The organism is [Empedobacter] haloabium (assembly GCA_008011715.2).
In the GTDB taxonomy this organism is placed as follows: domain Bacteria; phylum Pseudomonadota; class Gammaproteobacteria; order Burkholderiales; family Burkholderiaceae_D; genus Rugamonas; species Rugamonas haloabia.
The window spans coordinates 206338-231780 of the sequence record CP136508.1 but is presented as its reverse complement, the minus strand read 5'-3'; the positions used below and the strand labels follow the sequence as shown (position 1 = coordinate 231780).

Below are 25443 nucleotides of genomic sequence, written 5' to 3'. Positions count from 1 at the left end.
GCGCTCATGACTGCAGCGCCGCGTTGGGCCGTAGCGCCAGCGCGGCGCCGATGCCGCGCGCCACCGCCAGCACGGCCACCAGCACGGCGATGCCGCAGGCCAGCACGATGGCCCAGCCCCAGCCGTAGCCTTGCTCGACGAAACCGGCCAGGTAGTGCCGCAGCGCCAGCAAGGCCGGTGGAATGGCGATGGCCGCGCTGACGGCCAGCAGCAGCACGGTTTCGCGTCCCAGCAGGCGCACGATGTCCGCGCGGTTGGCACCGTACAGCCGGTGCAGCACGATCTCCCGGGTGCGCCGCTGCACGCTATAGGCCGACAGCACGTAGACACCCATCGCGGCGATCAGCATGGCCAGCAGTGCGGCGGCCGCCAGCAGCTTGACGCTGCGCACGTCGTCCTCGTAATGGGCCGCCAGCAGCGACTCCTGCCGCGCCATTTTCAGGGCCTGATCGGGCAGGAACTGGCGCCAGGTCGCCTCGACGGCCGCCTCCATCGTCGCCGGATTGCCGCGGAACGCCAGCGCCAGCACCGGCGCGCGCCGCGTCAGCCGGTAGGCCACCGCGGCCGGCTGCTCGCGCAGGCTCTGGAACCGGATGTCCGGCACCACGCCGATGACCTGGCTGGCCTTGTCGTCACCGTCGACGGTCTGGCCGATCGCCTCGCCGGGCGTCGCAAACCCCAGCGCGCGCGCGGCCGCGGCCGACAGCACCAGGCCACTGGTGCCGGCAGCATCATCGCGCCTTTCGTCGAAGATGCGCCCTGCCAGTGGCCGCACGCCATACACGGCCAGGAACGACGGTGCGACACCTTTCCATTCGATCGTGATGGGCGCCGCGCCGGCGCGCTTGAGGGTGCCCTTCTGCACGATGTCGCCGCGCCCCACCGCTTCCAGGCTCTGGCCCACGCCGGTCACGCCGGGCAGGTGGCGCACGGCCTCGATGAAGGAGCGCACCCGTGCGTCCGGTTCGGTGAACGGCGCGGCCGCGTCGATCACGAGCTTGCCGCGCGCGTCGAAGCCGGGATCGGCCCTCAGCACGTGCCAGGTCTGCCAGGCCACGCCCAGCGTGACGCCGGCCAGCGCCATCGCGCTGGCCAGCTGCAGCACCGTCAGCGTGCGCCGTACCCGCAGGCCCGCGCGCGACTCCTGGTCGTGCCGGCCCGCCAGCGCGGCCGCCGGCTTGACGCGCAGCGCCACCCAGGCCGGGTGCAGGCCGGCCAGCACGCCCGTCAGCAGGCCCAGGGCCAGGAATCCGGCCAGCACGGACGCGCCCGCGAAGCCAGCCATCGGGCGATTCATCAACGCGCCGAACCATGGCATCAGCGCTCCCGCGCACAGCAGGCCGAGCACCGTGGCCGCCAGGGTGACCAGGATCGACTCGGCCAGGAACTGCGCCACGACCTGGCTGGCGCGCGCGCCCAGCACCTTGCTGATCGCGATCTCGCGCTGGCGCCGCAGGGTGCGCACGGTCGCCAGGTTGACATAGTTGATCGCCGCCAGCAGCACAATCAGCAGGGCCAGCGCAGCCACGGCGAACAGCACCCGCCGGTCGCCGTGCAAGCGTGCGCCCTGCGCCAGGTCGGGATCGAGATAGGCGTCGCGCAGCCGCACCAGGCCCACGTCCATCAGCGCCTTGTCGCCCAGTTGGGCCAGGAAGGCGGGATCGAGCTGGCCATGCAAGGGCGAGGCATCGGAAGCCCGCTGCAAGGCCGCCGCCAGCGCGGCCGCATCGCTGCCCGGCCGCAGCTTGACGTAGACGCGGCCGAACAGCCGGCCCCAGTTATGGGTGGCGTCGTCGCGGTCCGGACCGGCCCACAACGGCGAGCCGCTGCCTGCCAGGGTTTCATACGGCACCGTGGTGGTGGCGGGCGGATCGGCCACCAGCGCGCCCACCGCCAGCCGCTCGCCTGCGGCGCTCACCAGTTGGCCGACGACGTCCGTGTCGCGCCCGAACAGCTTGCGCGCGCCCGTCACCGTCAGCACGAGGCTGTCCGGCCGCGCCAGCGCCGCCGTCGCGTCGCCGGCCAGCACGCGCACGCCCATCATCGCCGCAAACGCGGGATCGACCAGCGTGACCTGAGCGGCCACCGTGCGCGGGCCCGCGCTCAGCGCGGCCGGCACTTGCGCATACATCGTCACGTCGGCCGGCAGGCGCTGCTCGAGCACCGTGCCGCGCAGGGCCTGCGTGGCTTGTTCCGACCACTCCTCCGGCACGCCGGGGAAGTGGAAGCGGGTCTTGACCAGGTAGACCCGGTCGGGATCGGGGTGCGTGTTGTCGTAGCTGAACGAGTGGGCCACGTAGCCCAGCAGCAGGAAGCAGGCGGCAAAGCCGACGGCCAGGCCGGCGATGGCGCTGCCGGACCACAGCCGGTCTTTGCCCAGCAAGCGCCAGCCGATGCGGAAATCCGAGAGTGGCATGATTCATCCTTTCATTGCGGTGCGTCCGCGTACAGCGAGATCTGGCCGGCGCCCAGCGCCGTGCGCAGCGTGACGCCGTCGGCGCGCAGGCGCGCATCCAGTTCGGCGCCGAACAGCCAGCGGCGCTGCACGCCCGGCAGGCCGAAGATGTCGCCAGCCCGGACGCGGGCGTGGATCGTCGCCAGCCGGCGCACCGCCGACCCCGCGAAATCGATCTGGCCGGCGGCCATGTTGATGTTCAAGCTGCGGCTCCAGGCAGGATTGAGCCGCAATTCGCCATGCGGCTCGCCATCGCATTGCGGTGCACCAGACTGGATCTCGAACGTGCCGTCGCCCCTTGCCACGGTCGTCAGCGGCGGCGTGCAGTTGCCGGGCGCGTCGAGCGCGACGAGGCGGAAGGTATCGATCGTGTCGTCCATGTGGATGACGAAGTGGCCGCGCCCCAATTCGAAGGTCACGGCCGGCGCGCTGCCCGGCAGGACGGCGGACAGCAGGCCGGCCATCGCGGCGGCGTGCGGGACGAGTTTCATCATCGTTCTCCTCGTGTTGGATCGGCCACCACGATGCCGCCGTAGGTGACGTGGATCGCCATCGTGCAGCAACCGCTGTCGCGCACGGCGGCCGCTTCGGCGCCCACCAGCCACTTGCGCTGCTTGTGCCAGGGCAGGTCGGGTCGGCCGCCGCTGATGCCGCCCACGCGCGTGGCGAAACGCAGGTCGCGGTAGTTGTCCAGCCCCATCCCCGTCAGCGTGACACCGCCGGCCGTCAGCGCCAGCTCGAACGATGTACGCGCCGACATGCGCAGCGTGAAGATCGTTCCTTCGTGATCGCCGGCGCCATGGCAGCTGCGCACGTGGCGCGCGGTGGTGACGGCGCCGTCGCGGGCGATTGCCACCTCGGGCTGGCACCTGCCTTGCGCCCGCCAGCTCAGTTCGAACGGCTCGGCCATCGGCTCGTCCACCAGTTCCAATTCGACGCCGCCGGCATCGATGCGGATCACCTGCGGCGCCGCGGATGATGCCTGCGCCGTCGCGCCGCCCGCCAGCGCGGAACAGATCAGCCACCTGGTCATCATGCGTCCTCCTGCGAATAGGTGAACACCACCTTGCCGCCGCGGGCACGGGCCAGGTACGTGCGCTCCACGAAATGTGCCAGCGCGCCGCCACCGACGACCGTGTCCAGCGGTACCGGCAGGCGGCCAGCCGTGTAATCGGCCAGCGCCTCCTCCAGGTCGCCCGTCGTGCCCAGGTTGTTGCCGATCAGGCCGAGGTTCTTGCGGATGATCAGGCTGAACACCTCGTCCAGCGGCAGGCCCTGTTCCATGAACGCGTCCGGCACGTCCTCGCTGAACTGCTGGTAAACCCCGCAGGTGATATAGGTGCCGCCGCGCCGCAGGTGACGCACCAGCTTGCGCAGGTAGATATCCATGAAGGGATCGATCACGGCGTCGAACTGCGCCAGGCCGTGCGCGGCCAGGTAGGCCTGCAGCAGCGGCTCGGCCGGCTGCTCGCGCGCCAGCACGCAGCAGTCGCGCACGCCCAGCGCGCGCAACGCCGGCACGCTGTCGGCCGATGTCGTCAGCGCATGCACGTCGTGGCCGCGCGCCACCAGCGCCGCGATGGCGAACAGCGCCGTGTTCGACGACGCGGCCGTGACGGCGACCTGGGCGCCGCGCGCGGGCCGCAGACGGCGTACCAGCGCGTAGGCCGTCTGGGCGCCCACGCTGAACGCGGCCGCCGTGGCGAACGGCATCGCGGCGGGAAAACGCAGCAGCTTCGCGCGCGGCAGCACCTGCAACTGCTGCGAAGCGCGCTGCGTCGTCAGGCCAGGATGAGCGTCCGTCACGTCGACCGCGCCATTGCCGAACACCCGGTCGCCAGGGCGCAGGTCGTCCACCGCGGCGCCGACCTTGACGACGGTGCCGGCGAATTCGGAGCCCAGCACCAGGTAGCCACCGGCCTCGCGGCGGGCCGCCTGCAACAGCCGGCCTTTTTCGCGGTAGTTGCAGGAAAAGGCGTGCACCCGTACCAGAACGTCGTGCGCATGGTCCGGGTCGGCCGGGTCCAGGTCGATATCGGGACGCTCGACCAGGGCGAAATGCACCGTGGTGCCATGCAGGGTGGCGTTGCAGGTTTCCAGCGCGGCGACCTGCCGCGCGGTCCGCTCGCCCATTGCGATAAGGGCCTTCATCACAGCGCTCCCGACGCCGCAAGCTTGCCGCCGCCCGATCCTTCGGCGGCCTGCTGTCCGGCCCACTCGCGCTCCAGGCCCTTCTCCTTGCGCAGGTAGTACAGGTAGAAGCCGACGAAGATCAGCACATCCGACACCGACTCCGCGTACGCGGCCAGGGTCAGGCTGCCGCCAAAGGCCAGGCGGATGACGATCACCGGCACCAGGTTGCACAGGTACATGGACCAGATGGTCAGCAGCAGCGTGCCGCGCGTGTCGCCCAGGCCGATGATGGCGAACAGGAAGGGGAAGGACGCCATCAGTACGGCCCAGGGAATGGACGTGATGCGCACGTAGCTGACCGCCCGCGCCGCGATGTCCGGATCGGTGACGAAGAAGTGGATGAAATGCGGCGCCAGCAGGATGAACGGAATCATCGGCAGCGCCGCCAGCACGAACGTGGCGCTGGCCATCCAGCGCACGCCGACGCGGATATTGGCGAGCTTGCGCCCGCCCGCGTTCTGCGCCGTGAACGGGATCATCGTGACGATGGCACTCATCAGGATCGTCTGGAAGAAGCCCGTCACGTATTGGGTCACCGTGACCGCCTCCAGGGTGCCCGGCTCGTAGAACGAGAACAGCAGGAACAGCAGGTAGAAGGACAGGCTCAGGGAGAACGAGTTGAGCGTCTCGGCGCCGCCCAGCCGTACCAGTTCGCCCCACTGGGTAAACAGCCGGCGCGGCACGAAATCGATGCCGAGGCGGAACGGGAACACCTTGTGGCGCCCCATGTCATGACGCAGCACCAGCAGCCCCGCCACGCGCGACGCCATCAGCGCGGCCGCCGCGGCTTCCAGCGCGCCGAAGCCGGCGCGCGTGCCCAGCCAGATGAAGACGGGGCACAACGCCACGCTGCTGACGAACGTGACGATCTTGAAGCGGCGGATCACGGACACGGCGCCGGCCATGCGCGCCAGCAGCCCGCCGTAGATGTGGACGATGACGAACAGGTAGCCGTACCAGTAGACGTCCAGGTAGGACAGTACCTGCTGTTTCACCAGCGGGTCGACACCGAACACGGAGATCAGGTACTGCGTGCAGAAGCGCCCGGTGACGGCGATGACGAGGGCGATGACGACGCTCACGCCGAAGCCGAAGTTGAGCAGGTACTTGCACTGCTCATGGTCCTTGCGACCGAATGCCTGGTTGGCATACACATAGACGGCGGCCAGCAGGCCGCTGAACAACGCCTCCAGCAGCGACACGGAGGCGACCGCGATACGGAAGGTGGCCGGCAACTGCTGCAGCTCCGTCATCGCCAGCAACCAGCCCAGCGCGACGAACATGCCGGCATAGTCGAGCACCGACAGCAACATCATCGGCACGGAAAAACTGAACAGGGATTTGCGGACGTCGTCCGCGGTGAAGTCGATGTTCGTCATGGCATATCCCCTGGTTGGTCGGTCGATTCGAAAAGTACTTCATGGGCATAGCGCCGGCCATCGTGCCGGGCGCGCTCGTCGGTCGCATCGGGCAGCATCTCCTCGATCGACAGCATGGCGAAGGCGGTGTTGAAGATGCGCCCGATCATGCGTGCCATCAGCGGCGCGCTGAAATCCACGAACAGCGGCTTCTTGGCGTTGCTGACGTCGCGCTCGAGCACCAGTGCCGCATCGTGGCGGCGCACGAATGCGCGCTGGGGGATGCCATGGCCACGGCGCCACGCGTCGAGGCGGCGGAACCAGGCGAAGGCCTCCTCGCCGGCCGCGCGCACCGGCAGCCGCGCCTTCGGCACCCACCACTGCTCGCGCGACAGCACGAGGTCGCGGTAGCGCACCCGCGCGATGCGCGTCACGTCGGTGATGGCGGCATCGCTGACGATCTGGTGCACGCCGAAGCGGAAGGCGAAATAGCGCGGCGCGTGCGCCATGCCCAGCTGCAGCAGCTGCTCCAGCAGCTTCGGATACAGCTCGCGCGTGAACAAGCCGCTCTGGCGCAAGGCCAGCACCGCGCCGGTATGGCGATTCAGCACGCGCGGATACGCCGCATCCGCTGGCCAGTCCACGGCCAGGTCGGCCAGCGCCAGGTCGTCCGGCCGGGGCACTCCGGCCGCGCCTGTGTGGATGCGGCGGCCGCACAGGCGCGGGCGCTGCGCCGTGTTGAAGCCGAACGTGTCGTAGAAATCGTACGATTCCGCCAGCGCCTTGCCGTAGCTGGCGCGGCAGGCTGCCAACACGGCATCGCCGCCCGCGAATGTGAAGAAGCGCGAGAAGCAGCGCAGATAGCCGCTGTCGATGTTGTTCAGCACGAAGCAGTCACCGCACAGGTGCCCGTAGGCGGCAAGGGGGCCCGCCGGCGCCGCCGCTACCGGTTCCAGTACGATCTCGGGTTCGCCGCGCCGTGCCCAGATCTGGCGGTACAGCGCCAGGATCGGCAGTGCGGCACGGGACGGCTCGTGCGCGCCGGGCTGGCAACCTTGCATCAATTCGTGGAACGCGAACACGTCCACGGCGGTATCGGGCGGCAGCGCGCTGCGCAGCGCGGCCAGTTGGGCGTCGTCGAAGCCGCTGTGGAAGTTCACGCCCAGGTAGTGCGCGACGAACTCGCCGACCTGGCCGGCATAGCGGGCCAGCTCCGCGCCGTCCAGCGGCGCCAGGTCGGGCAGGCTGCTGTCGTGGTACACGAGCCCCGCGGTCTTGACCAGCGGGCAGTCCAGCAGTTGCCCAAGCCGCGCCATGCCGGCGTGCACACGGGCCAGCGCGGCCAGCAGCGCTGCGCCCGCCAGGCCGTCCAGGCTGGCGACGACGGCCGCCATGTCGTCCAGCACCTGGACCACTTGCCGCGCGGCCGGCTCGTCGCCGGCCACGCGCCGGGCGATCACGCGGAACTGGTCGAGCAAGTCGCCGCCCTCGTCGTCCAGCGCCGGCGCCGCCTGCAGCAGCCCTGACGTCAGCCACTTTTCCAGCAGTGCGACGGCGTCGGCGCCGGCCGGCAGGCGCTGCGCCAACGTCGACCACGGCAACCAGCCCTGCGCATCGGCGCCCTCCGTCAACATCGCCGTCGACTTCAGCCGCGCGGTGGAGAACGTGGTGCGGTGGGCGTAGTAGGCCGGCTGGTCGGCGAACAGGTAGGCGTACTGGCCGTCCGCACGACTGGCGCGATTGGCCGTCAGGCGGAAGCGGCAATGCTCGCGGTGGCGCAGCACGAAGCGGTCGTACAGCTTGAAGAAGCCGGCCCGGTCCAGGCTATACCGGCCGCCTGTCGCGCGCCCGCCCAGCAGCGAGCCGCCTGGCGCATCGCCCAGTGGCGCGAAGCCGACCGACGTGAACGTGGAGAACGGGCTGACCTTGACCAGCGCGCGCGTCAGGTAGCGGTGCACCGTTTCCTCGTCGTTCAGCGCTTTCTTGTCGCTGAAGTCAGTCGCCTTGGCGTAGGCCAGCGCCATATCGTGCAGCTGGGCGCGCGTCATCGCCATCGCCTGCAGGAACGACGGCTCGCCCACCAGTTCCTGTGCGCTGGCGCGGGCCGCCGCCAACTGGCGCTGGAACAGTAGCGCCAGGGCCGCCTCCCCCGCCTGCACCGTGCTGGCCTGCTCGCGCCACTGGCGCAGCAGCGCATCGCCATCGAGCAGGTCGCCATGGCGGCGCACCACGTCGGCCAGCGCCTTGCCGTTGTGGATGGCCCGGCGCAGCTCGATATAGCGGCGGTAGCGTTCCGCGTCACTCGCCGCCAGCGCGTGCAACCGGTCGCACGCGGCCTGGGCCAGCCGGGCCAGCGCCGCCTCCTGCCTTCCCAGGGCCGCCGCCGCCGGCTCGACGGGCGCGGACCCCGTCAGCGCATCCAGCGCGTCGAGCGGCAGGTTGTTGGCGCGCACCACGGCATACGGGACCATCACCGCAGCACTCCCCACGCCTCGCGGCAGCGATTGCGCGCCACCAGCAGGCCGTAATAGGCGCGCTGGCCGTCGGCCGCTGTCTGGAGCAGATTGTCGATGGCCAGCTGGTCGTAGCTGCGGAAAGGGCGCCCCACCAGGCCATGCCCGCTCAGGTGGCGTATCAGTTGTTGGTTCAGGTAACCGAGGGCCATGTTCATCTCCGTGAAGGTTGCGTCGTTACAGTGGAAGGCCAGTTCGTCCACGCACAGGAACAGCACGGCGGGAACGGTGCGGAAATTGAAGTTGTCGTAGTTGTAGGCGCGGCCGCAGGCATCGACGGGATCGCGCGGGTCGACGCAGGCCGGTGCGCTGCCGGTCACCCGATATACGCCGGGGTCGACGCCATGGCCGGGACGCAGGCACAGGCGCGCGCCGATAGGCGGAGCACCCGGCAGGATGTGCGCCAGCGCGGCCTGCCCGGCGGCCAGGGCCCCATGCAGCGCCTCCACGGCTGGCACGTCGAAGGTATGCGGCGCCGGGTAGAAACCGCCGTGGAAGCGCCCGCTGCTGCGTTCACGCGCATAGGCGCGGTGCGCCGCCAGCGCGGCCTGCCAGTTGGCCGGCGTGCCGTCGTCATGCACCTCCAGCCGCAGCGACCGTGGCTTCGCCACGGTTTCGATGCGCAAACCGGCATGCGGCGCCAGTGCCGCCAGCTCGGCCAGGAAGTGACCGGCCTCCAGGGCGAACAGCGATTTGCGGAACAGGTTGTACAACGGCGCGTACAAAGTAAAGTCGGCGCGCAGCTTCAGCGCCAGCCTGGCGCCGGCCGATGCGCCGTCGGGCCGCAGCCGCAGCTGGCGCATGTCGAGCTGCCAGCGTTGGCCCTGGTCCAGCAGCGTGAAGCGCAGCGGGTAGTACGCGCGCGGCGACGGGTAGCTGGCATGCACGCCGTAGCCCGCACACGGCGTCACCGTCATTGGCTGGTGCACTTGCAGCAGCAGCGCCAGCAAGCGCTCGCGCGCATCGCCAGCCGGTGCCGCGCCTGTCACGAGGGCGCGGAACAGCGGCGCCAGGTCGACCGTCGTGGCGTCGTCGCCTGCCGGGGTGGCCTGGAACGCGCGCTCGTAGGCATCGAGCTCGCGCGCTGCTGTCGATGCCTGCGCCGGTGCCAGGTAGCGGAAGCTGAATTCGTCGATCGCGCAGCGACCTGTCGCAACGTGGTCCATGTCAGCCCAGCGGATGCAGGAGGGGGCGGGACAGGTCGGCGTTCGCGTCGACCCAGCCGCAATGCCGTGCGGCCCGGGCCAGCCGCCCAGGCGGCAGGCAGAGCGGCTTGTCGCCAAACGTCAGCGGCAAGGTGCCGGGCAGGAAGACGCGGGCCGCGTACAGGCCCAGCGCCGGCAGACCGGCCGGAGTGACGTCCGCCACGATCACCTCATAGCCGGCCTGCGCGGAGCGTGCGCACAGCAAGTCCCACGCGGCGGCGGGACCGCGCAACGCCGTGCTCGCGCTGCCGGCATGCCTGGCGACGAAATCGCCCCAGGCCAGCGTGGGCACCGCATCGGCAAGGAAGTCGAAATGGCGGCGCTGGCTGTGCTGCCCGTAGTACTGCGCCTGGGCACTGTCGCGCAGGTGTTCCAGGTGGCCCGCGCCATGGCGTTGCCGCTGGCGCGCCAGGTTGCGCTCCGTGATGCCGGCCAACGAATGGGCTTCGCCCAGCGCGGCGGCCAGCGCCTCGCGCGGATCGGGGTGGCACGCGGCCGTCACGAAGGCACCCAGGCGCTCGTCGCTTTGGCCCAGCAGCAGCACCAGCACGGTCGGCAGCGCGAACTCCGTCGTGATGTCGAAGCAGCAGACAGTGTAGCCGGCTAGCTCCAGCAAGCCATGCAGCTGCCGCAGCGGCGCGCTGTCGATGCTGGCCGCGATGAAGCGCGGTGGCGTCGAGCGGGTGTACCACGCCAGCAGCAGCGCGTCGCGCTCGATCAATTCCAGGGCGCCGAACAGTGCCGCCTCCGTGGCCGAACTGCCCAGCGCGCAGCCATTGCTGTTCTGGCAGTGGCTGAACGCTTCGCCAGGGCGCACCAGGTAGTTGATCATCTGCAGCGGCAGCAAGCGCCGCGCGCCTGCCTGCACGAGCCGGCAGGGCAGCCAGTGCATGGGCCGGCAGGGATCGAAGCCGGGGAACAGCGTTGCCGCCTGCCCGGGGGGCACGGCCGCGACCTGGTCGGGCCGCCACGCCGCCGGGCCCAGGTCCACGTAACGGGCGCGGCATGCGCCGGCCGGCACGATGCTGGCCGCCCAACGCTCGCAGTATTCCAGCACGGCGCCGCGCATGCGCTGCAGATCCGTGCCGCCGCGGCCGATGCCGAGCAGTCCGGTCGCCGGCTGATAGCAGTGGTAATGCTCTCCGGCCGGACCGGCCTGCAGCACCAGGCCTTGTACCGACGCGTTGCCGAAGGCGCGCACCACGCCGTCCAGATCGGCCGTGCCGGCCCGGCAACCCGGTGCCGCGGCGGAAGACGGCAGCGCGGCGCGCACGCTGGGGAAATAGCGTTTGCTGAAGGTGCCCTGCAAGTACAGGTAAACGCAGCCCGGTTCCGCTTCCTGCACGGCCAGGCGCGCCAGCAGCGCCATCAATTGCGCTTGCAGCATCGCATTCCAGCGCCACTTGCGGTGAAACGCGGGGAATGCGGCGAACTCGCCGGCAAAGGCAACCAGCTGCGCACGCTCGCCCGGCGCTGGCAGCAGTGCCAGCATCGCCGGCGTGGCCAGCACGCTGACAGAACGCGCAGCCACCGCGCGGCGCGTGAAACTCGTCAGCTGTGCCAGGTCGCTCATGCCGGTGCTCCTGGGTGCAGCGGTTCGTCCGCCAGCACGATGTCACGGCCGCCATGATGGCCCTGCCACAACGCGCCATACAGCGCCAGCAGGCCGGCCTCCCGCTGTGCGGCGTCCAGCGTGCCGGTGTGGGGCAGGTAGAGCACCGCGGTACCGGCGCGCAGGACCGTGCAGCGCGGCCACGCCGCCGCGTCCAGCGCCGCGTCGGCCCACTGCACGGGTACGCCATGTGTGGCATTGATACAGAAGACCATGTACTGCTCGCGGGCGGACAGCGCCTGGTCGAAACCGAACGCCGGCGCCACCGCACGCAGCGGCGCGACGGCGCGGCGGGCGGCATCGAGCCGCGCCAGGTAGGCGCCGACGGCAGCGCGTTCGTCCGCGCTGGCATGGTCGAACCAGTGGCGTTGGCCCGCCACCAGTTGCAGCAGCGCTCCGCTCAGGCACTGGGCGCGCGTCATGCCGGCACCAACTAAGGCGACCGGCCCGGGCTGGCCCGGCAGGTAGGCGTCGAGCGTGTACAGCTTCAGGTAGCTGCCCTCCACCGTGCACTCGACGGGCGCACGCAGCGGCGACAGCGGTGTCGATGCCAGCTCCTCGACGCGCGCAGCCACCGCGATGGCGCCTGCCGCGCCGGCTCTGCCGGTGTCGAACGGCAGCAGCGGATACAGGCCGGCGCTGTTCATCGGCACGTCGCCATCGAGCCCGAAATGCAGGTAGCGGCGCTGCTGCAGCGGTCGCACGCCGCACAGGTCGTCGAAGCAGATCATCGCCGCCGTGGCGCCGGCGCACAGGCCATCGGGCGGCGCCAGCGGCGCCACGCCATGACGCAAGGGCAGCGCCCCCAGGTCGCCGCCGCTCAGCGCGCACAGCTGGCCGTCGGCGGCAAAGGCGACAAGGTGGCGCGCAGCGGGCAGCGCGGCCAGCAGCGTTTCGAACGGCGCGGCCGCGTCGTCGGCCACTTGCACCACATAGGTATAGGTGCTGTCCGGGGCGGCGACGATATCGAGGCCGGCATCGGGCCAGCGCGCCAGTTCGGCGAAGGCGGTCCGCAGCTCGTGCGGCTGCCACATCTCGCCCGTTTGCAGTACGCCCACGCGGCGCGCGCCAAGGCAGGCCAGTGTCTTGAGCGCGCTGTGCAGCGCATAACCGCCCGCCGCCAGCAGGATGCGTTCGGCAGCGAAGCGGCGGAACGCGCCGGCGCTGTCGTCGACAAAAGCGCGCAGGTACAGCAGCGACTCACGGACCGGTTGCAGGTCCGCGTCGGCTGCCGGCGCAGCGCTCCGGAACGCGACGGATTTCGCCAGCAGGAATTCCAGGAATTTCAGGATGTAGCCACGGTGCGCGGCGGGAATCTGTTCCATCACGTCACCCAGGGGCCGGGCGCCATCCAACATGTCGCAGAATCGATAGACATGCTGAATACAGTCATTGCGCAGGCGAATAATAAAATTATTGCCGGCGTGCTGAATATGCATGCGCTCTTCCGCATTACGCAGGAAAATGTCAGGACGAATCGAATAGATATCGTCCGGCCTTGGTTCGATATGCGACATTTTCTGCTCCATAAGTGAATACACACGATCGCTGGGGCGCTGCTCCCGCCAGGCGGGAACAGCGCTCGCATTCCGGCACGCGGCATCTGGCGCCTCACATGCGGCACCGGAAAGCGCACCCGGCGATCAGCAGCCGCGTGCCAGCAGGGCTGCCTGCTTGCTGCAGGTCGAACCTGCGCAAATGGTCGAGGAAGCGCCCATTTCTTCCATGGCGGTGGCTTCAGTCGTTTCCAGGATTTCGAAATCGAAGTCGATGTCCAGGTCGACGGTGGTGTCAACGTTTTGCATGTGAGTCTCCTTGAGGATAAGTTTCAGATGAAGCACTGGTAAGTGCAGGGAAAGCGTAATCCTCATTTTTTAATGCGCCAAGCGAATATGCAAAACTCATACAAACATCTGGAATTTCGTGAACATCTGGGTGTAGCCTGACGATCCATAACATTGGGCCAACAGTTTTTCGACAAATTTTCATATCAAGGCTGAAGCCGCCTCAATCCGACCATCCTATTCATTCGAGGAAGAAACTGACCAGATAACACGCTGATTTCGTTGATGAATGTACTGTGCAGCAACGCGGGCACGGCAGTACCAGGGCGTCCGGATGTCCGGATGGTCCGTATAGTGTTGACTTTGCGTCCAAAAAAAACTGCCTACACGATTTACGCGAGGGCCAGTTAAAGATGCGGGGCGCCGCCCCGCCAGGCGAGTGCGGCGCCCATTTTTCGGCATTCGACATCGGGCGGCTTCATCCGTAGCCGAAAACCTGTACGGCTAATCAGGGCAGCCGTTCTGGCAATACAGGCTGCCTACTGCAGGTGGAACCGGCCGCAATGGTCGAGGATGCGCCCATTTCTTCCATGGCAGTGGCTTCACTGGTTTCCAGGATTTCGAAGTCGAATTCGGTGCCCGGACCTACGGTTGTGTCAACGTTTTGCATTTCAATCTCCTTGAAGGTGGCGTTACGGATTTGCACTGGGTTGTGCAAAGAAAGCGTAGTACGTGTTTTTTGATGCGCAAATGGAATATGCAAAACTCAGACAAATCCACTTAAATTCGATGAACACGATGGTGCTAGCCTGACGACCTAAAACAGTTTTTGGATATATCGCAAGGATCGCGGCAAATAAGGATGAGGCTGCTTATTGAAGCGCTCCGATTGCGTTGACGGTTCGATCGGGATGACTGGAATTACCATGCAACTTTCTAAAACGCGCTTTCTGCTGATGGCCGGCGCCATCGTCGCCACGGCTGTACTCTTGAACGTGGCCAGTGCGCCGTCGGAGCAAGCACGTCCCTACGTGGTGCTGGACGCCCCGGCGGCGGCGCAAGGGCCGGTCGAGGTCATCGAGTTTTTCTGGTACAGCTGCCCCCACTGCTACCACTTCGAGCCCGCGCTGCGCGACTGGGTGGCACGCCAGGGCGACGGCATCGTGTTCCGCCGCGTGCCTGTCGGCATGCGCGCGCAGCAGTTGCCGCAGCAGCGCATGTTCTACGTGATGCAGGCGCTGGAGATGGGCGAACCGGCCAACCAGCGGCTGTTCCGCCAGATCCATGAGGGAGGACAAGCGCTCGACACGGAAGTCACGCTGGCCGGCTTCGCGCTGGATGGCGGCATCGCCCCGGAGCGCTTTCATGCGGCCTGGCGTTCCACCGCGGTACAGCGGCAAGTGGACGCCGCCACGCGCCTGCACACGCAGATGAAGGTCGCCAGCGTGCCGGCTGTCGTGATCGGCGGGCGTTATCTCACGTCGCCGGCGATGCTGAGCGCGACGATGCCGATGTGGGGCCAGACCGCCGCGATGGGTCACGCGGCGACGATCAGGACGATGGATACGCTGCTGGCCCGGGCGCGCCAGGACAGCGCCACGCAATGACGGGAGCACGCCATGAACGCACCGCGCGAATCCATCGACATTACCGGCGCCGGCATGGATGTGCCGCGGGCGCGCCCGCACCACCGCTGGCGCCCCTGGGGTGCTGCGGCCGCCGCCTGCGCCCTGTTGCTGGCGCTGGGTTGGAGCCTGGCACCACGCGGCATGCGCGTGGCGGCCGACAGCGTGCGCGTGGCGACCGTGCAGCGTGGCGTGTTGACGGACGACGTGGTCGTGCGCGCCAACGCCGAGGCGCTGAACCAGGTGCTGCTCGATGCCGTCGAAAGCGGCCGCGTGGAGGAAGTCTACGTACGCGACGGCGCCCAGGTGCGCAAGGGCGACCTGCTGTTCCGGCTGTCGAATGCGCAGCGCCGCATGGAGCTGCTGCAGCGCGAGTCGGAACAGGCGCAGCAGTTATCCAACCTGGCCAACCTGCAGGTGACGTTCCAGGTGGCGCGCAACCAGCACGACGACCGGGTCGACGACCTGCGCTTCGACGTGACCCAGGCCGACAAGCTGTACCGGCGCAACCGCGAACTGGCCGCCAGGGGCTTCATCTCGGCGGTCGCCCTGGACGAATCGGCCGACAAGCTGGAACAGGCGCGCCAGAAATTGCGCACGCAGCAGCGCGGCGGCACCTCGGAATTCGCCGTGCGCGCACAGGCGATGAACACGATGGCCGGCGCCATCCGCCGGCTCGAATCGGGCATGCAGCTGGCCCACGCGACGATCGACGGCCTGGCGATGCGCGCGCCGGCCAGCGGCCGCCTGGCCGACTTCGACCTGCAGGTGGGCCAGGCGGTACGGGCCGACCAGCGCGTGGGCCGCATCGACGACGCCCAGTTCAAGCTGATGGCGCAGATCGACGAGTACTACCTGAACCGGGTGGCGCCGGGCCGGCGCGGCGTGGCGACGATCGATGGGCGCGACTACCCGGTGGTGGTCAGCCGCGTCTACCGCCAGGTCAAGGAGCGCCGCTTCGGCGCCGAGCTGCTGTTCGAGCGCCAGCCGCCCGCACTGCAGCCGGGCATGAGCGTGGACGTACGCCTGACGTTGGGCGAGCCACGGCAGGCTCTCGTGCTGCCCGCCGGGGCCTACCTGAACGACAGCGGCGGCGCGTGGGTGTACGCATTGGCGGCCGACGGCCGCGTGGCCAGTCGCCGCGCCGTGCAGACGGGCCGCCGCAATGCCAGCCAGGTCGAAGTGCTGGGCGGGCTGGCCGCGGGCGAGCGCGTCATCGTGTCCGCGTATGCGCCGTACGGCCAGGCCGAACGGCTGCGGCTCGAGCACTGAACTCTCATTTTTGCAGGAGCGCATATGATCAGATTGTCCCGCCTGAGCAAGGTCTACGCCACCGACGAGGTGCTGACGACCGCGCTGTGCGACATCGACCTGTCGATCGAAAAAGGCGACTTCGTCGCCATCACCGGGCCCTCGGGCTGCGGCAAGTCCACCTTACTGAGCCTGCTGGGTTTTCTCGACGTGCCCGATGCGGGCGAGTACTGGTTCAAGGGCAGCAACGTGGCCGGCCTGCCGGAAGCGCAGCTGAACGCCATGCGCCGCGGCGGCGTCGGCTTCATTTTCCAGAACTTCAACCTGATCGACGAGCTGACCGTCTACGAGAATATCGAGCTGGCGCTGAAGTACTCGGGCAAACCGTTGCACGAGCGACGCCAGCGCATCGAGGCCGTGCTGGACAAGCTGGGCGTGCTGCATCGGCGCAACCACCGGCCGTCCCAGCTCTCCGGCGGCCAGCAGCAACGCGTGGCGATCGCGCGCGCGCTGGTGGCCGAACCGAGCCTGCTGCTGGCGGACGAACCGACCGGGAACCTGGACTCGGCGCACGGCGAGGAAGTCATGCAGATCCTGGACCGCATCAATGCCGAGGGCACGACGATCGTGATGGTGACGCACTCGCCGGAACACGCGGCGCGGGCGCGCCGCACCGTGCGGCTGCACGACGGCCGCATCCAGCCGGGACCGTTGAATTGATTCAGGCGACCGGCGCGCCCGCCAACGGCACCAGCGCGCCCCCCTGCCGGGCGTTGGCCTCGCGCAGGTAACGGCCCGCGGCCGCCTCGCCATTGCGTTCGGCCAGCATGAACCAATGGCTGGCCTGCGCCATGTCCGGCGCCGTGCCCTGGCCGGCGAAGTACATCAGGCCCACGTTCAACTGGGCGCGCGCGTGACCCTGCTGGGCCGCCTTGCGATACCAGGCGAACGCCTGGGTGAAATCGCGCGGCACGCCCTGGCCATTGTCATGACGCAGCGCCAGCGTGAACTGGGCCAGCGCGTGGCCCTGCTCGGCCGCCTTGCGGTACCAGCCGTTGGCCAGCTCCACGCTGGGGGCGGGACCATCGTCGCGGTCGTGCAGCAGGCCCAGGTTGTATTGCGCCGGTGCGTAATCCTGTTCGGCCGCGCGCTGGTACCACGCCAGCGCGGCGCGCAGGTCCTGCGCCACGCCGCGGCCCGTCTCGTAGCGCAGCGCCAGCTCGAAGCGGGCGCGCAGGTGGCCCTGCTCGGCGGCCTGGCGGTACCAGTCGATGGCGATGCGCTCGTCGCGCGCCACGCCGTTGCCGCTGTCGTACAACAGGCCCAGGTTGTATTGCGCGGAGGGGAAGCCCTGCAACGCCGCCTTGCGATACCACTCGGCCGCCGCCGCAGGATCGCGCGGCACGCCCTGGCCATGCTCGTGGCGCTGGCCCACGTTGTTCTGGGCCGCCGCATGGCCTTGCGCGGCCGCGCGCAGGTACCATTCCAGCGCCTCGCGCTCGTCGCGCGGCACGCCGTGACCATTGTCGTAGATGAGGCCGAGGTTGAACTGTGAGCTGACGTGGCCCTGCTCCGCCGCCGCGCGATACCAGCGAATGGCCTGCACGCTGTCCTGCGGCACACCGTCGCCCTTGTCATGGCGCAGTGCCAGGTTGAACTGGGCCGGCGCGTGCCCCTGCGCGGCCGCCTGGCGCAGCCAGTCGATGGCCTGGGCGCTGTCCTGCTCGACGCCGTCGCCCTTGTCGAAGCGCAGCGCCAGGTTGAACTGCGCGCGGGCATAACCCTGCACGGCCGCCTTGCGGTACCAGTGCACGGCCAGCGCGGCATCCTGCGGCACGCCCTTGCCCGTCTCGTACATCATGCCCAGGTTGTTCTGCGCGCCGGGATCGCCCTGCTCGGCCGCCTCGCCGAACCAGTGGCGCGCCTGCTCCGTGTCCTGCGGCAGGCCATGGCCCTTGGCGTACAGCCAGCCCAGGTTGTACTGGGCCGCCGCGTAGCCCTGCTCCGCCGCCAGCCGGTACCAGCGCGCCGCCTCCGCGAAATCCGCTTCGACGCCCTGCCCCTTCTGGTACATCACGCCCAGGTTGTACTGGGCATGCGCCAGCCCGGCGTTGGCGGCCTGGCGATACCAGGCCATCGCCAGCTCGTGGCTTTGCGGCACGCCGTCGCCGTTGAAGTACATGAAGCCCAGGCTGTGCTGGGCCTGCGGCACGCCCTGTTCGGCCAGGGTCTTGATCCGCAAGAACTCGGTGGCGGGCGTGCAGGCCTTCATGCCTGGATGGCGAGCAGGGGCGCCGGCTCGTCCGGCACGCGGCTCTGGTCCTGCGCGTGCAACACGTGGATGAACGACGTCAGCGACATGGGCCGGTAGTACAGGTAGCCCTGCATCGTGGTGCAACCGTTGGCCTGCAGGTAGCGCGCCTGCACTTCCGTCTCGACGCCCTCGGCCACCAGGTGCAGCCCGAGGCCGCGCGCGATCGAGATGATGGCGAGAATCACCGGGTAGTGGCCGTTCTCGTCATGGATCTCCTTGACGAAGCTCTGGTCGATCTTGATCGTGTGGATCGGGAAGCGGTGCAGGTAGGCCAGCGACGAATAGCCGGTGCCGAAATCGTCGATGGCGACCGACACGCCGAGCTGGCACAGTTTATTGAGTTGCTCGATCGCATAGTGCGGATTGCGGATGCAGATGTTTTCCGTGATCTCCACCTCGATCTGCGCCGGCGAGATGCCATAGCGCGTCAGCGCGCCGCGCATCTTCTCGAAAAAATCGCCCCGGTCCAGGTACTGCGGCGAAAGGTTGAGCGACAGGCGGATCGTGTCACCACCGGCCTCGTTCCACAGCAGCAGGTCGCGGCACAGCGCGCCCAGCATCCAGTCCGAGATCGGCAGCATCAGGCCGTTCTCCTCGGCGAACGGCAGGAACTCGCCGGCCGAGAGCAGGCCGCGCTGCGGATGGTTCCAGCGCATCAAGCCTTCGGCGCCGATGATACGGCCAGTCGCCATGTCGATCTGCGGCTGGTAGTACATCTCCAGCTCGTTGTTTTCCAGCGCCAGGCGCAGTGCCTGCTCCAGCGCGATCTTCTGGTGCGACACGTCCAACATCGAGTCGTGGTAGAAGGCGTGGCCGTTCTTGCCCAGCGCCTTGACCTGGTACATGGCGATGTCCGCATGGCGCAGCAGCTCGTCGATCGTCTCGCCGTCGTTCGGGTAGATGGCGATGCCGATCGAGGCCGAGATGTGGACGACGTGGCCGTCCAGGTCGAACGGCTTTTGCAGGCATTCGAGGAACTTGTCCGCCACCGCCTTGGCGTCGGCGCGGTCGCGCAGCTCCGGCAGCACGATGGTGAACTCGTCGCCGCCCTGGCGCGCCAGCGTATCGCCCTTGCGCAGGCATTCCTTCAGGCGCAGCGCGGCCTGCTGCAGCAGCTCGTCGCCCTTGACGTGGCCCAGGGTGTCGTTGACCAGCTTGAAGCGGTCCAGGTCGACGAACATCACGGCAAGCTCGGTCTGCTTGCGCTTGGCCTGGATCACGGCCAGCCCCAGGCGGTCCTTGAACAGCATGCGGTTGGGCAGGTCGGTCAGGATGTCGTGGTAGGCCTGGTAGGAGATCATCTCCTCGGCGCGCTTACGGTCCGTGATGTCGCGCGCCACCCCGTAGATGCCGGGCAGGCCCGGCTTGCGGCCACCCTCCCCATCGGGAATGTGCATGCCCAGGGCGTTCAGCGAGATCGCCATCAGCGTGTTGCTGAAGGTGCGCTCGGCGCTGCCGTTGCCCGTGTTGCACTTCAGGCGCAGCTCGACGCTGCGCGAGGCGCGGTCGTCCAGCCGGCGGTCGCTGAACACGTATTTGGCGCGCTCCAAGTCCTCGTCGTGCACGACGATCGAGTAGTGCTTGCCGATCAGTTCCTCGCGCGTATAGCCCAGGAGCTGGTAGGCGCGGTCGTTGATGAACGTGAAGTGGCCTTCGTGGTTCAGCGTGTAGATGATGTCCGGCGAGCTGTCCACCAGGTAGCGGTACATGCGCTCGGAGTTCTCCAGGCGCTGGGCGATGCTCTGGTTGTCGACGGCCAGGCGGCGCTTCTGCAGCGCGTTCTCCACCGTCTTCAGCAGCTCCTCGCGGCTGTACGGCTTGCGCAGGTAGTCGTAGGCGCCGCGCTTCAACGCGCCGATGGCGGCTTCGATGCCGACGTCGCCACTCATGACGATCACGTCGCAGTCGATGCCGCGCGCGTTGATGTAGTCCATGATCTCGTGGCCGCTCATGTCCGGCAGTCGCAGGTCCAGCAGCACCAGGTCGAACTGCAGGCGGTTCAGCTGGGCCAGCGCCTCGCTGCCGCAGGTCGCCGTCACCAGGTGGTACTGGCGGTCGCGCAGCAGTTCGTACAGCGACGACAGCAGGCGCGGTTCGTCGTCCACCAGCAAAAGGCGCGGGAAGAAGTCCGGTGGCGTGGCGCCGTGGTGGTCGTTACCTGGAATATGCTCGTTCATCTTTGCCTTACACTTCAATCCGTCAAACGCGCAGGAACGCCGGCGCCGACCTTGTCGGTGCGCGCGGGCAGGAGAATTTCAAAGCTGGTGCCGCCCTTGCCGCTGCGGCACGTGATCAGGCCATCGAGCTTGCGCACCAGGCCATGCACGATCGACAGGCCAAGGCCATGGTGCTTGCCTTCCTTGCGGCTCTGCACGGCGCCGAACAGGTTGGCCAGCACGTCCGGCGCCAGGCCGGGGCCGGAATCGCTGACGACCAGCTCCACGTACAGCCGCCGCTCGCGGTTGACGTGGCCGCGATTGGCGATCTCGATGCGGCCGCCCTGCGGCATCGCCTCGACCGAGTTCTTGACCAGGTTGACGAGGATCTGCTTGAGCAGGTCGGCGTCGCCGGCCACCTCGTTCGGCTCGTCCAGCATGCGCACCAGCACCTGCACCGAGGCGGGCAGGAAATCGGTGGCGCGGAACAGGCGCAGCACGTCGTCGACGACGCGGGCGATATTGGTCACGCGGCCCGCGTCGCTCGGCTGCAGGTCGGCCAGGCCGCCGATCAGCTGGCCCACGCGGTCGATTTCCTCGTTCAGGATCGACATCTCGGAGACCACCGGCTCGCGCCGTGCCAGTTTCGCGTCCAGCACCGACAGGTAGTTCTTGATGATCGACAGCGGGTTGTTCACCTCGTGCAGCACGCGGCGGGTGGCGTCGCGGTACTCGTCCGCCACGTGGGCGATCTGGCGCCTGGCGTGGCCGCGCTCGGACAACGCCGTCTCCAGCGCGCTGGCCGCCTGGTTGCCGAACGCCTGCAGGAAGCGTTCGCGCTTGTGCAGGTCCGGCAGACGCCACGCATCCACGCCGCCGATCAGCACGCCGAGGCAGCGCTGGCCGGCCAGCAGCGGCACGCAGGCGATCGATTCGGTGCCCAGGATGCGGAACAGCTGCTCCTCGGCGATGCCAAGCGGCTGGGCACCGCGCGTGGCCAGCATCACACGACGTTCGGCGGCGGCGCTGGCGATGATGCCCGGCCGGTCCAGCGCGATGGCGAATTGCGCCAGGCGCTGCTGGTGTTCGCCCGCCGCCACGCCCACCAGGGCCTGGCCGGTGGGGTTCTCCAGCAGGATCACGGCCGTGCCGAAATCGAACAGCACGCGCGCCGAGCGTGTCATCGCTTCCAGCATATTGGTCTCGCCCTGCTGGCGCGCGATCGACTGGCCCATCTCGGACACCAGCATCATGTTGCGCACCTCTTCCTGCAGGCGCTGCTGCACCGGATCGGCCGGCGGTGGCATGGTGGCCGGCGGCGCCACGATCTCGTCGGCCCCCGTCAGGTCGATGCCGAGGTAGTCGGCCGACTGGCGCACCTGGCGCGCGGCGGCCTGCATGATGCCGTCCAGCGCCTGCTCGCCGATGCCGCACAGGGCGGCCGCCTCGGCGGCCAGCTCCGGCTGGTCGGCATGGTGGACCAGCAGATGGGCCAGGCGCACGATGCGGATCAAGGGATGGGCCGACTCCAGCCGCGCGACCGGCTCGTGGTGATACAGCACGCTGTCGGCCAGGAAGGAGTCCAGGTTCCAGCGCTCGATCAGCCAGGCGCCGGCTTCCGTGTGGGTGATCTGCAAGGTGCGCTGCTCGATGGCGCACAGGTCGGCGTCGTCGCGCGCGAGGAAGTTGGTGGCGTATTCGCGCGGCGCGGTGGCCAGCAGGGCCAGGCGGCCCACGTTGTGCAGCAGGCCCGCCAGGTAGGCTTCCTCGACGTGCGGGTACTCCATCAGGCGCGCGGCGTCGCGTGCCACCACGGCCGCGCCCAGCGCGTGCTTCCAGAACGCGCGCAGGTCGGTACCGCCCGAGTGCGGGAAGCTGTTAAAGGTCTGGAACACGGACTCGCTGATGACGAGCGTCTTGATCATGTCCGTGCCCAGCGAGACGAGCGACTGCTCCAGGCCCACGCTGCGGTTGCCGCGCTGGTAGGCGGAACTGTTGGCGACGGCCAGGATCTTGCCCGTCATGCCCGCATCCTTGGCGATCAGGTCCGCGAGCTCCGGCATGCCGGCATCGTCGGTCTGCAGCAATTCGATCAGCTTGATCAGGATCTGCGGCATGGCCGGCAGCCGGGCGATCAGCAGCCGATTGCGGATATCGTGGTCTGGTTGATGCATCGTTTCACTGGCGCCAGCGGACGTCTTCGAGAAAAAGGCGGTCCTGCCCTGCTGCGGCATGCCACCCTGCTTGTTGAAGTGCGAATCTTTGTTGCCAAAGTATTTACACGAAGCAACTAAACATTCATGGTAGCATAAATATACCTGTCCTTAGCGGGAAGGCAAATTTCTTGGCGAAATTTTTTTCCCAATCCGGGCTCACTGTTGTTTGACGGTATCGAGCGACAGCCGCTGGCGGTAGCCGCGCGCCACCAGCCACAATATCAATGCGGCCGACGTGGCGACCAGTTGGCCTGTGGCGAGCCACAGTACCGAGCCGGCCAGGGCCGGCGCGACGACGCCGGCGACGATGGCGCCGACCAGCGTCGTCTCGAACGATTGGCACGACGCGACGGTGCCACGGATGTGCGGGAACAGGTCCAGCGCCAGCAGGGTGGCGGCCGGCGCGACGACGGACATGCCGAAGGTATAGAAGAACAGCGGCACCAGGCTCCACGGAACCGACGGCGGCATGAACAGGTGATACAGCACGTTGCAGCCGGCGGCCGCCAGCAGGAAGCAGAAGCCGATGCCGATCTGGCGCGAGAACGTCATCTTGCCGGCGATGCGGTTCGCCGCCAGCGCGCCGGTGAAGATGCCGCTCACCGCCGGAATGAACAGCCACCCGAACTGGTCGGGGCCCAGATGGAGCTGGGTGGGCAGCATGACGGGTGCGGCCGTGATGTAGACGAACAGGCCGGCGAAGTTGAGCGCGACAACGCCCGACTTCAGGTGAAACAGCGGCGAGCCCAGGATCTCGCGGTAATTGTGGACCAGGAAGCGCGGGTTGAACGGCTGGCGCTTGTGCAGCGGCAGCGTCTCCGGCAGACGCCGCCAGCAGACGACGAACAGGCCGACGGCAAACGCGAACAGCGTCAGGAAAATCGTGCGCCAGTCGGTGTACTTGACGATGACACCGCCCATGATCGGCGCCACCGCGGGCGCGATCGAGAAGATCATCGTCACCAGCGACAGCAGCCGGGCCGCCTCGGCATCGTGGTACAGGTCGCGGATGATGGCGCGGCCGACGACGACGCCGGCTCCCGCCGACACGCCCTGCAGCACACGGAAGAACCACAGGTAGTGCACGCTGTGCGCGGCGGCGCAGCCGACCGTGCCGATGGCGAACAGCACCAGGGAAACCAGGATGACGTTGCGGCGGCCGAACGCGTCCGACAGCGCGCCGTGCCACAGCACCATCGCCGCGAACGACAGCATGTAGGCCGTCAGGCTTTGCTGTACCTCCAGGCTCGATGCGCCCAGCGATGCCTGGATGTTGGGGAAGGCGGGCAGGTAGGCATCGATGGAAAAAGGCCCCAGCATCGACAGACATGCCAGCACGATCGCCAGGGCGCCGCGGCCCAGCGGCCGCATATGAGGCTTGGTGCGCGGCGGCACCGGCGGCACGGGATCGGGCGGGATGTCGGAAGTGGTGTCTGGCAGCATGCGCTCTATCGTTAATCAATCGAATCCGGCGTCCCGCGACTAGCGTCACGCCGGCTGCCGCACCGGGTCAATCGCCCTGCTGCGGCCCTTCCTTCGGCAGCGCTTCCTCGCGGCGGTTGAAGCCCGCCACCATGTCGAAGCGGAACAGCCGGCACTCCAGCGCGCCGTTGAAGAACGGCGTCTTGCGCGATTCCTTCAAGCGCAGCAGCTTGGGCAGGCCCAGGTCGGCCGTGAACAGGTAGGCCGTCCAGCCGGCGAAGCGCTGCTTCAAGGTCTTGCTGAAATCGGCGTAGAACGATTTCGCCAGGTCGTCTTCCGGCAAGGTGCTGTCGCCGCGCACGCCGATCCGCTCGCCGTATGGCGGATTGGTCAGCAGGATGCCCGGTTGCGCCGTCGGCGCCTGCACCTGTTGTGCCTCGATCTGCTTGAGCGGTACGTCGAACAGGATACCGGCATTCTTCAGGTTGTGGCGCGTCATTGCGACCATGTCGCCGGAGATGTCGGAGCCGAAGATCGTGGGTTCGGTCGGCAGCGGGTTCGGTTTGATTGCCGCCTTCATCTCCTGCCAAGGGGCCGGGTCGAAGTCATGGAACTTCTCGAAGGCGAAGCGGCGGCGCGCGCCAGGCGGCACGCCCTGCACCATCTGCGCGGCCTCGCACAGGATCGTGCCGGAGCCGCACATCGGGTCGAACAGCGGGATGCCGGGCTTCCAGCCGGCCACGCGCAGCAGGCCCGCGGCCAGGTTCTCGCGCAGGGGCGCGTCGCCCGTCTCGGTGCGCCAGCCGCGCTTGAACAGCGCCTCGCCCGAGGTGTCCAGATAGACGATGAACTGGCGCTGGTCGAGGAAGCCGGCGATGCGCATGTCCGGCTCGCGCGTGTCGACCGACGGGCGCTTGCCGTACATGTCGCGGAAACGGTCGCACACGGCGTCCTTGATCTTCAGCGTCGTGAATTCGATGCTCTTCAACGGCGACTTGATGGCGGTGACGTCGACGCGGATCGTATGGTCGATGCCGAACCACTCTTCCCACGGCTGCGCCAGCACCAGGTCGTAGATGTCGTTCTCGTTCTGGTAATGGCACACGCCCATGCGCATCAGCACGCGCGAGGCGATGCGCGAGTGCAGGTTGATGCGGTAAGCGTCGTACAGGTCACCGGAGCAGTGCACGCCGCCCGGCACCTGGTTGTGCACCTTCAGCGTAGGGCTGGCGGTGGTTTGCGCGATCTCGGCCAGCTCCTCGGCCAGCGCGGCTTCCATGCCGCGTGGGCATGGGCAGAAATAGGAAGTCATGGGGGTACCCTTTATCCGTTGTGAAAA

Annotated in this window: 19 protein-coding genes; 3 read left to right on the top strand and 16 right to left on the bottom strand. The window is 68.2% G+C overall.

Going from position 1 to position 25443, the window contains the following annotated elements:
* Positions 1-4 precede the first annotated feature (4 nt).
* The 11 genes from E7V67_000980 to E7V67_000930 form a co-directional block, all read right to left on the bottom strand.
* Positions 5-2416 carry an ABC transporter permease gene (locus tag E7V67_000980; GenBank protein ID WUR13708.1) on the bottom strand — a complete coding sequence of 804 codons (2412 nt, stop codon included), beginning with the start codon at positions 2414-2416 and terminating at the stop codon, positions 5-7.
* Between the two features lie 11 nt (positions 2417-2427).
* Positions 2428-2949: a hypothetical protein gene (locus tag E7V67_000975; protein ID WUR13707.1), complete on the bottom strand. Its 522-nt coding sequence runs from the start codon at positions 2947-2949 to the stop codon at positions 2428-2430.
* Complete coding sequence (locus tag E7V67_000970; GenBank protein ID WUR13706.1) at positions 2946-3491, bottom strand: hypothetical protein; 546 nt, start codon at positions 3489-3491, stop codon at positions 2946-2948. The genes E7V67_000975 and E7V67_000970 overlap by 4 nt, the downstream gene beginning before the upstream one ends.
* Positions 3488-4606, bottom strand: a complete 1119-nt coding sequence (locus E7V67_000965) for a zinc-binding alcohol dehydrogenase family protein (protein WUR13705.1) — start codon at positions 4604-4606, stop codon at positions 3488-3490. Before E7V67_000965 ends, E7V67_000970 begins: the two co-directional genes overlap by 4 nt.
* Positions 4606-6027 carry an MATE family efflux transporter gene (locus tag E7V67_000960; GenBank protein WUR13704.1) on the bottom strand — a complete coding sequence of 474 codons (1422 nt, stop codon included), beginning with the start codon at positions 6025-6027 and terminating at the stop codon, positions 4606-4608. The genes E7V67_000965 and E7V67_000960 overlap by 1 nt, the downstream gene beginning before the upstream one ends.
* Positions 6024-8477 carry a lantibiotic dehydratase gene (locus E7V67_000955; GenBank protein ID WUR16203.1) on the bottom strand — a complete coding sequence of 818 codons (2454 nt, stop codon included), beginning with the start codon at positions 8475-8477 and terminating at the stop codon, positions 6024-6026. Before E7V67_000955 ends, E7V67_000960 begins: the two co-directional genes overlap by 4 nt.
* Complete coding sequence (locus E7V67_000950; GenBank protein ID WUR13703.1) at positions 8477-9685, bottom strand: hypothetical protein; 1209 nt, start codon at positions 9683-9685, stop codon at positions 8477-8479. The genes E7V67_000955 and E7V67_000950 overlap by 1 nt, the downstream gene beginning before the upstream one ends.
* Position 9686: 1 nt before the next feature.
* The gene (locus E7V67_000945) at positions 9687-11297 is read right to left on the bottom strand and encodes a YcaO-like family protein (protein ID WUR13702.1); all 1611 of its coding nucleotides are present in this window, start codon (positions 11295-11297) and stop codon (positions 9687-9689) included.
* Positions 11294-12661: a hypothetical protein gene (locus E7V67_000940; GenBank protein WUR13701.1), complete on the bottom strand. Its 1368-nt coding sequence runs from the start codon at positions 12659-12661 to the stop codon at positions 11294-11296. Before E7V67_000940 ends, E7V67_000945 begins: the two co-directional genes overlap by 4 nt.
* A gap of 318 nt (positions 12662-12979) precedes the next feature.
* Positions 12980-13141, bottom strand: a complete 162-nt coding sequence (locus E7V67_000935) for a thiopeptide-type bacteriocin (GenBank protein WUR13700.1) — start codon at positions 13139-13141, stop codon at positions 12980-12982.
* A gap of 487 nt (positions 13142-13628) precedes the next feature.
* Positions 13629-13790, bottom strand: coding sequence for a thiopeptide-type bacteriocin (locus E7V67_000930; GenBank protein ID WUR13699.1), 162 nt, complete (start codon positions 13788-13790; stop codon positions 13629-13631).
* A gap of 256 nt (positions 13791-14046) precedes the next feature.
* On the opposite strand from E7V67_000930, the gene E7V67_000925 reads away from it, so the two are divergent.
* The 3 genes from E7V67_000925 to E7V67_000915 are packed head-to-tail and all read left to right on the top strand — an operon-like array spanning position 14047 to position 16716.
* Positions 14047-14727, top strand: a complete 681-nt coding sequence (locus E7V67_000925) for a thiol:disulfide interchange protein DsbA/DsbL (GenBank protein WUR13698.1) — start codon at positions 14047-14049, stop codon at positions 14725-14727.
* A 12-nt stretch (positions 14728-14739) separates the two neighbouring features.
* On the top strand, positions 14740-16017 hold the full coding sequence (locus E7V67_000920) for an efflux RND transporter periplasmic adaptor subunit (protein WUR13697.1): 1278 nt from the start codon (positions 14740-14742) through the stop codon (positions 16015-16017).
* Positions 16018-16041: 24 nt separating this feature from the next.
* A complete protein-coding gene (locus E7V67_000915) occupies positions 16042-16716 on the top strand; it encodes an ABC transporter ATP-binding protein (GenBank protein ID WUR13696.1) in 675 nt (224 codons plus the stop codon).
* A 1-nt stretch (position 16717) separates the two neighbouring features.
* Here E7V67_000915 and E7V67_000910 read toward each other — a convergent pair whose 3' ends face one another.
* From E7V67_000910 to E7V67_000890, 5 genes are all read right to left on the bottom strand, one after another.
* Positions 16718-18268 carry a tetratricopeptide repeat protein gene (locus tag E7V67_000910; GenBank protein WUR13695.1) on the bottom strand — a complete coding sequence of 517 codons (1551 nt, stop codon included), beginning with the start codon at positions 18266-18268 and terminating at the stop codon, positions 16718-16720.
* Entirely contained in the window at positions 18265-20487 is a 2223-nt protein-coding gene (locus E7V67_000905) for an EAL domain-containing protein (GenBank protein ID WUR13694.1), read from the bottom strand. The genes E7V67_000910 and E7V67_000905 overlap by 4 nt, the downstream gene beginning before the upstream one ends.
* Before the next feature lie 14 nt (positions 20488-20501).
* Entirely contained in the window at positions 20502-22640 is a 2139-nt protein-coding gene (locus E7V67_000900; GenBank protein ID WUR13693.1) for an HDOD domain-containing protein, read from the bottom strand.
* Positions 22641-22838: 198 nt separating this feature from the next.
* The gene (locus E7V67_000895) at positions 22839-24053 is read right to left on the bottom strand and encodes a multidrug effflux MFS transporter (protein WUR16202.1); all 1215 of its coding nucleotides are present in this window, start codon (positions 24051-24053) and stop codon (positions 22839-22841) included.
* Between the two features lie 139 nt (positions 24054-24192).
* On the bottom strand, positions 24193-25383 hold the full coding sequence (locus E7V67_000890) for a class I SAM-dependent RNA methyltransferase (GenBank protein WUR16201.1): 1191 nt from the start codon (positions 25381-25383) through the stop codon (positions 24193-24195).
* Positions 25384-25443: the final 60 nt, after the last annotated feature.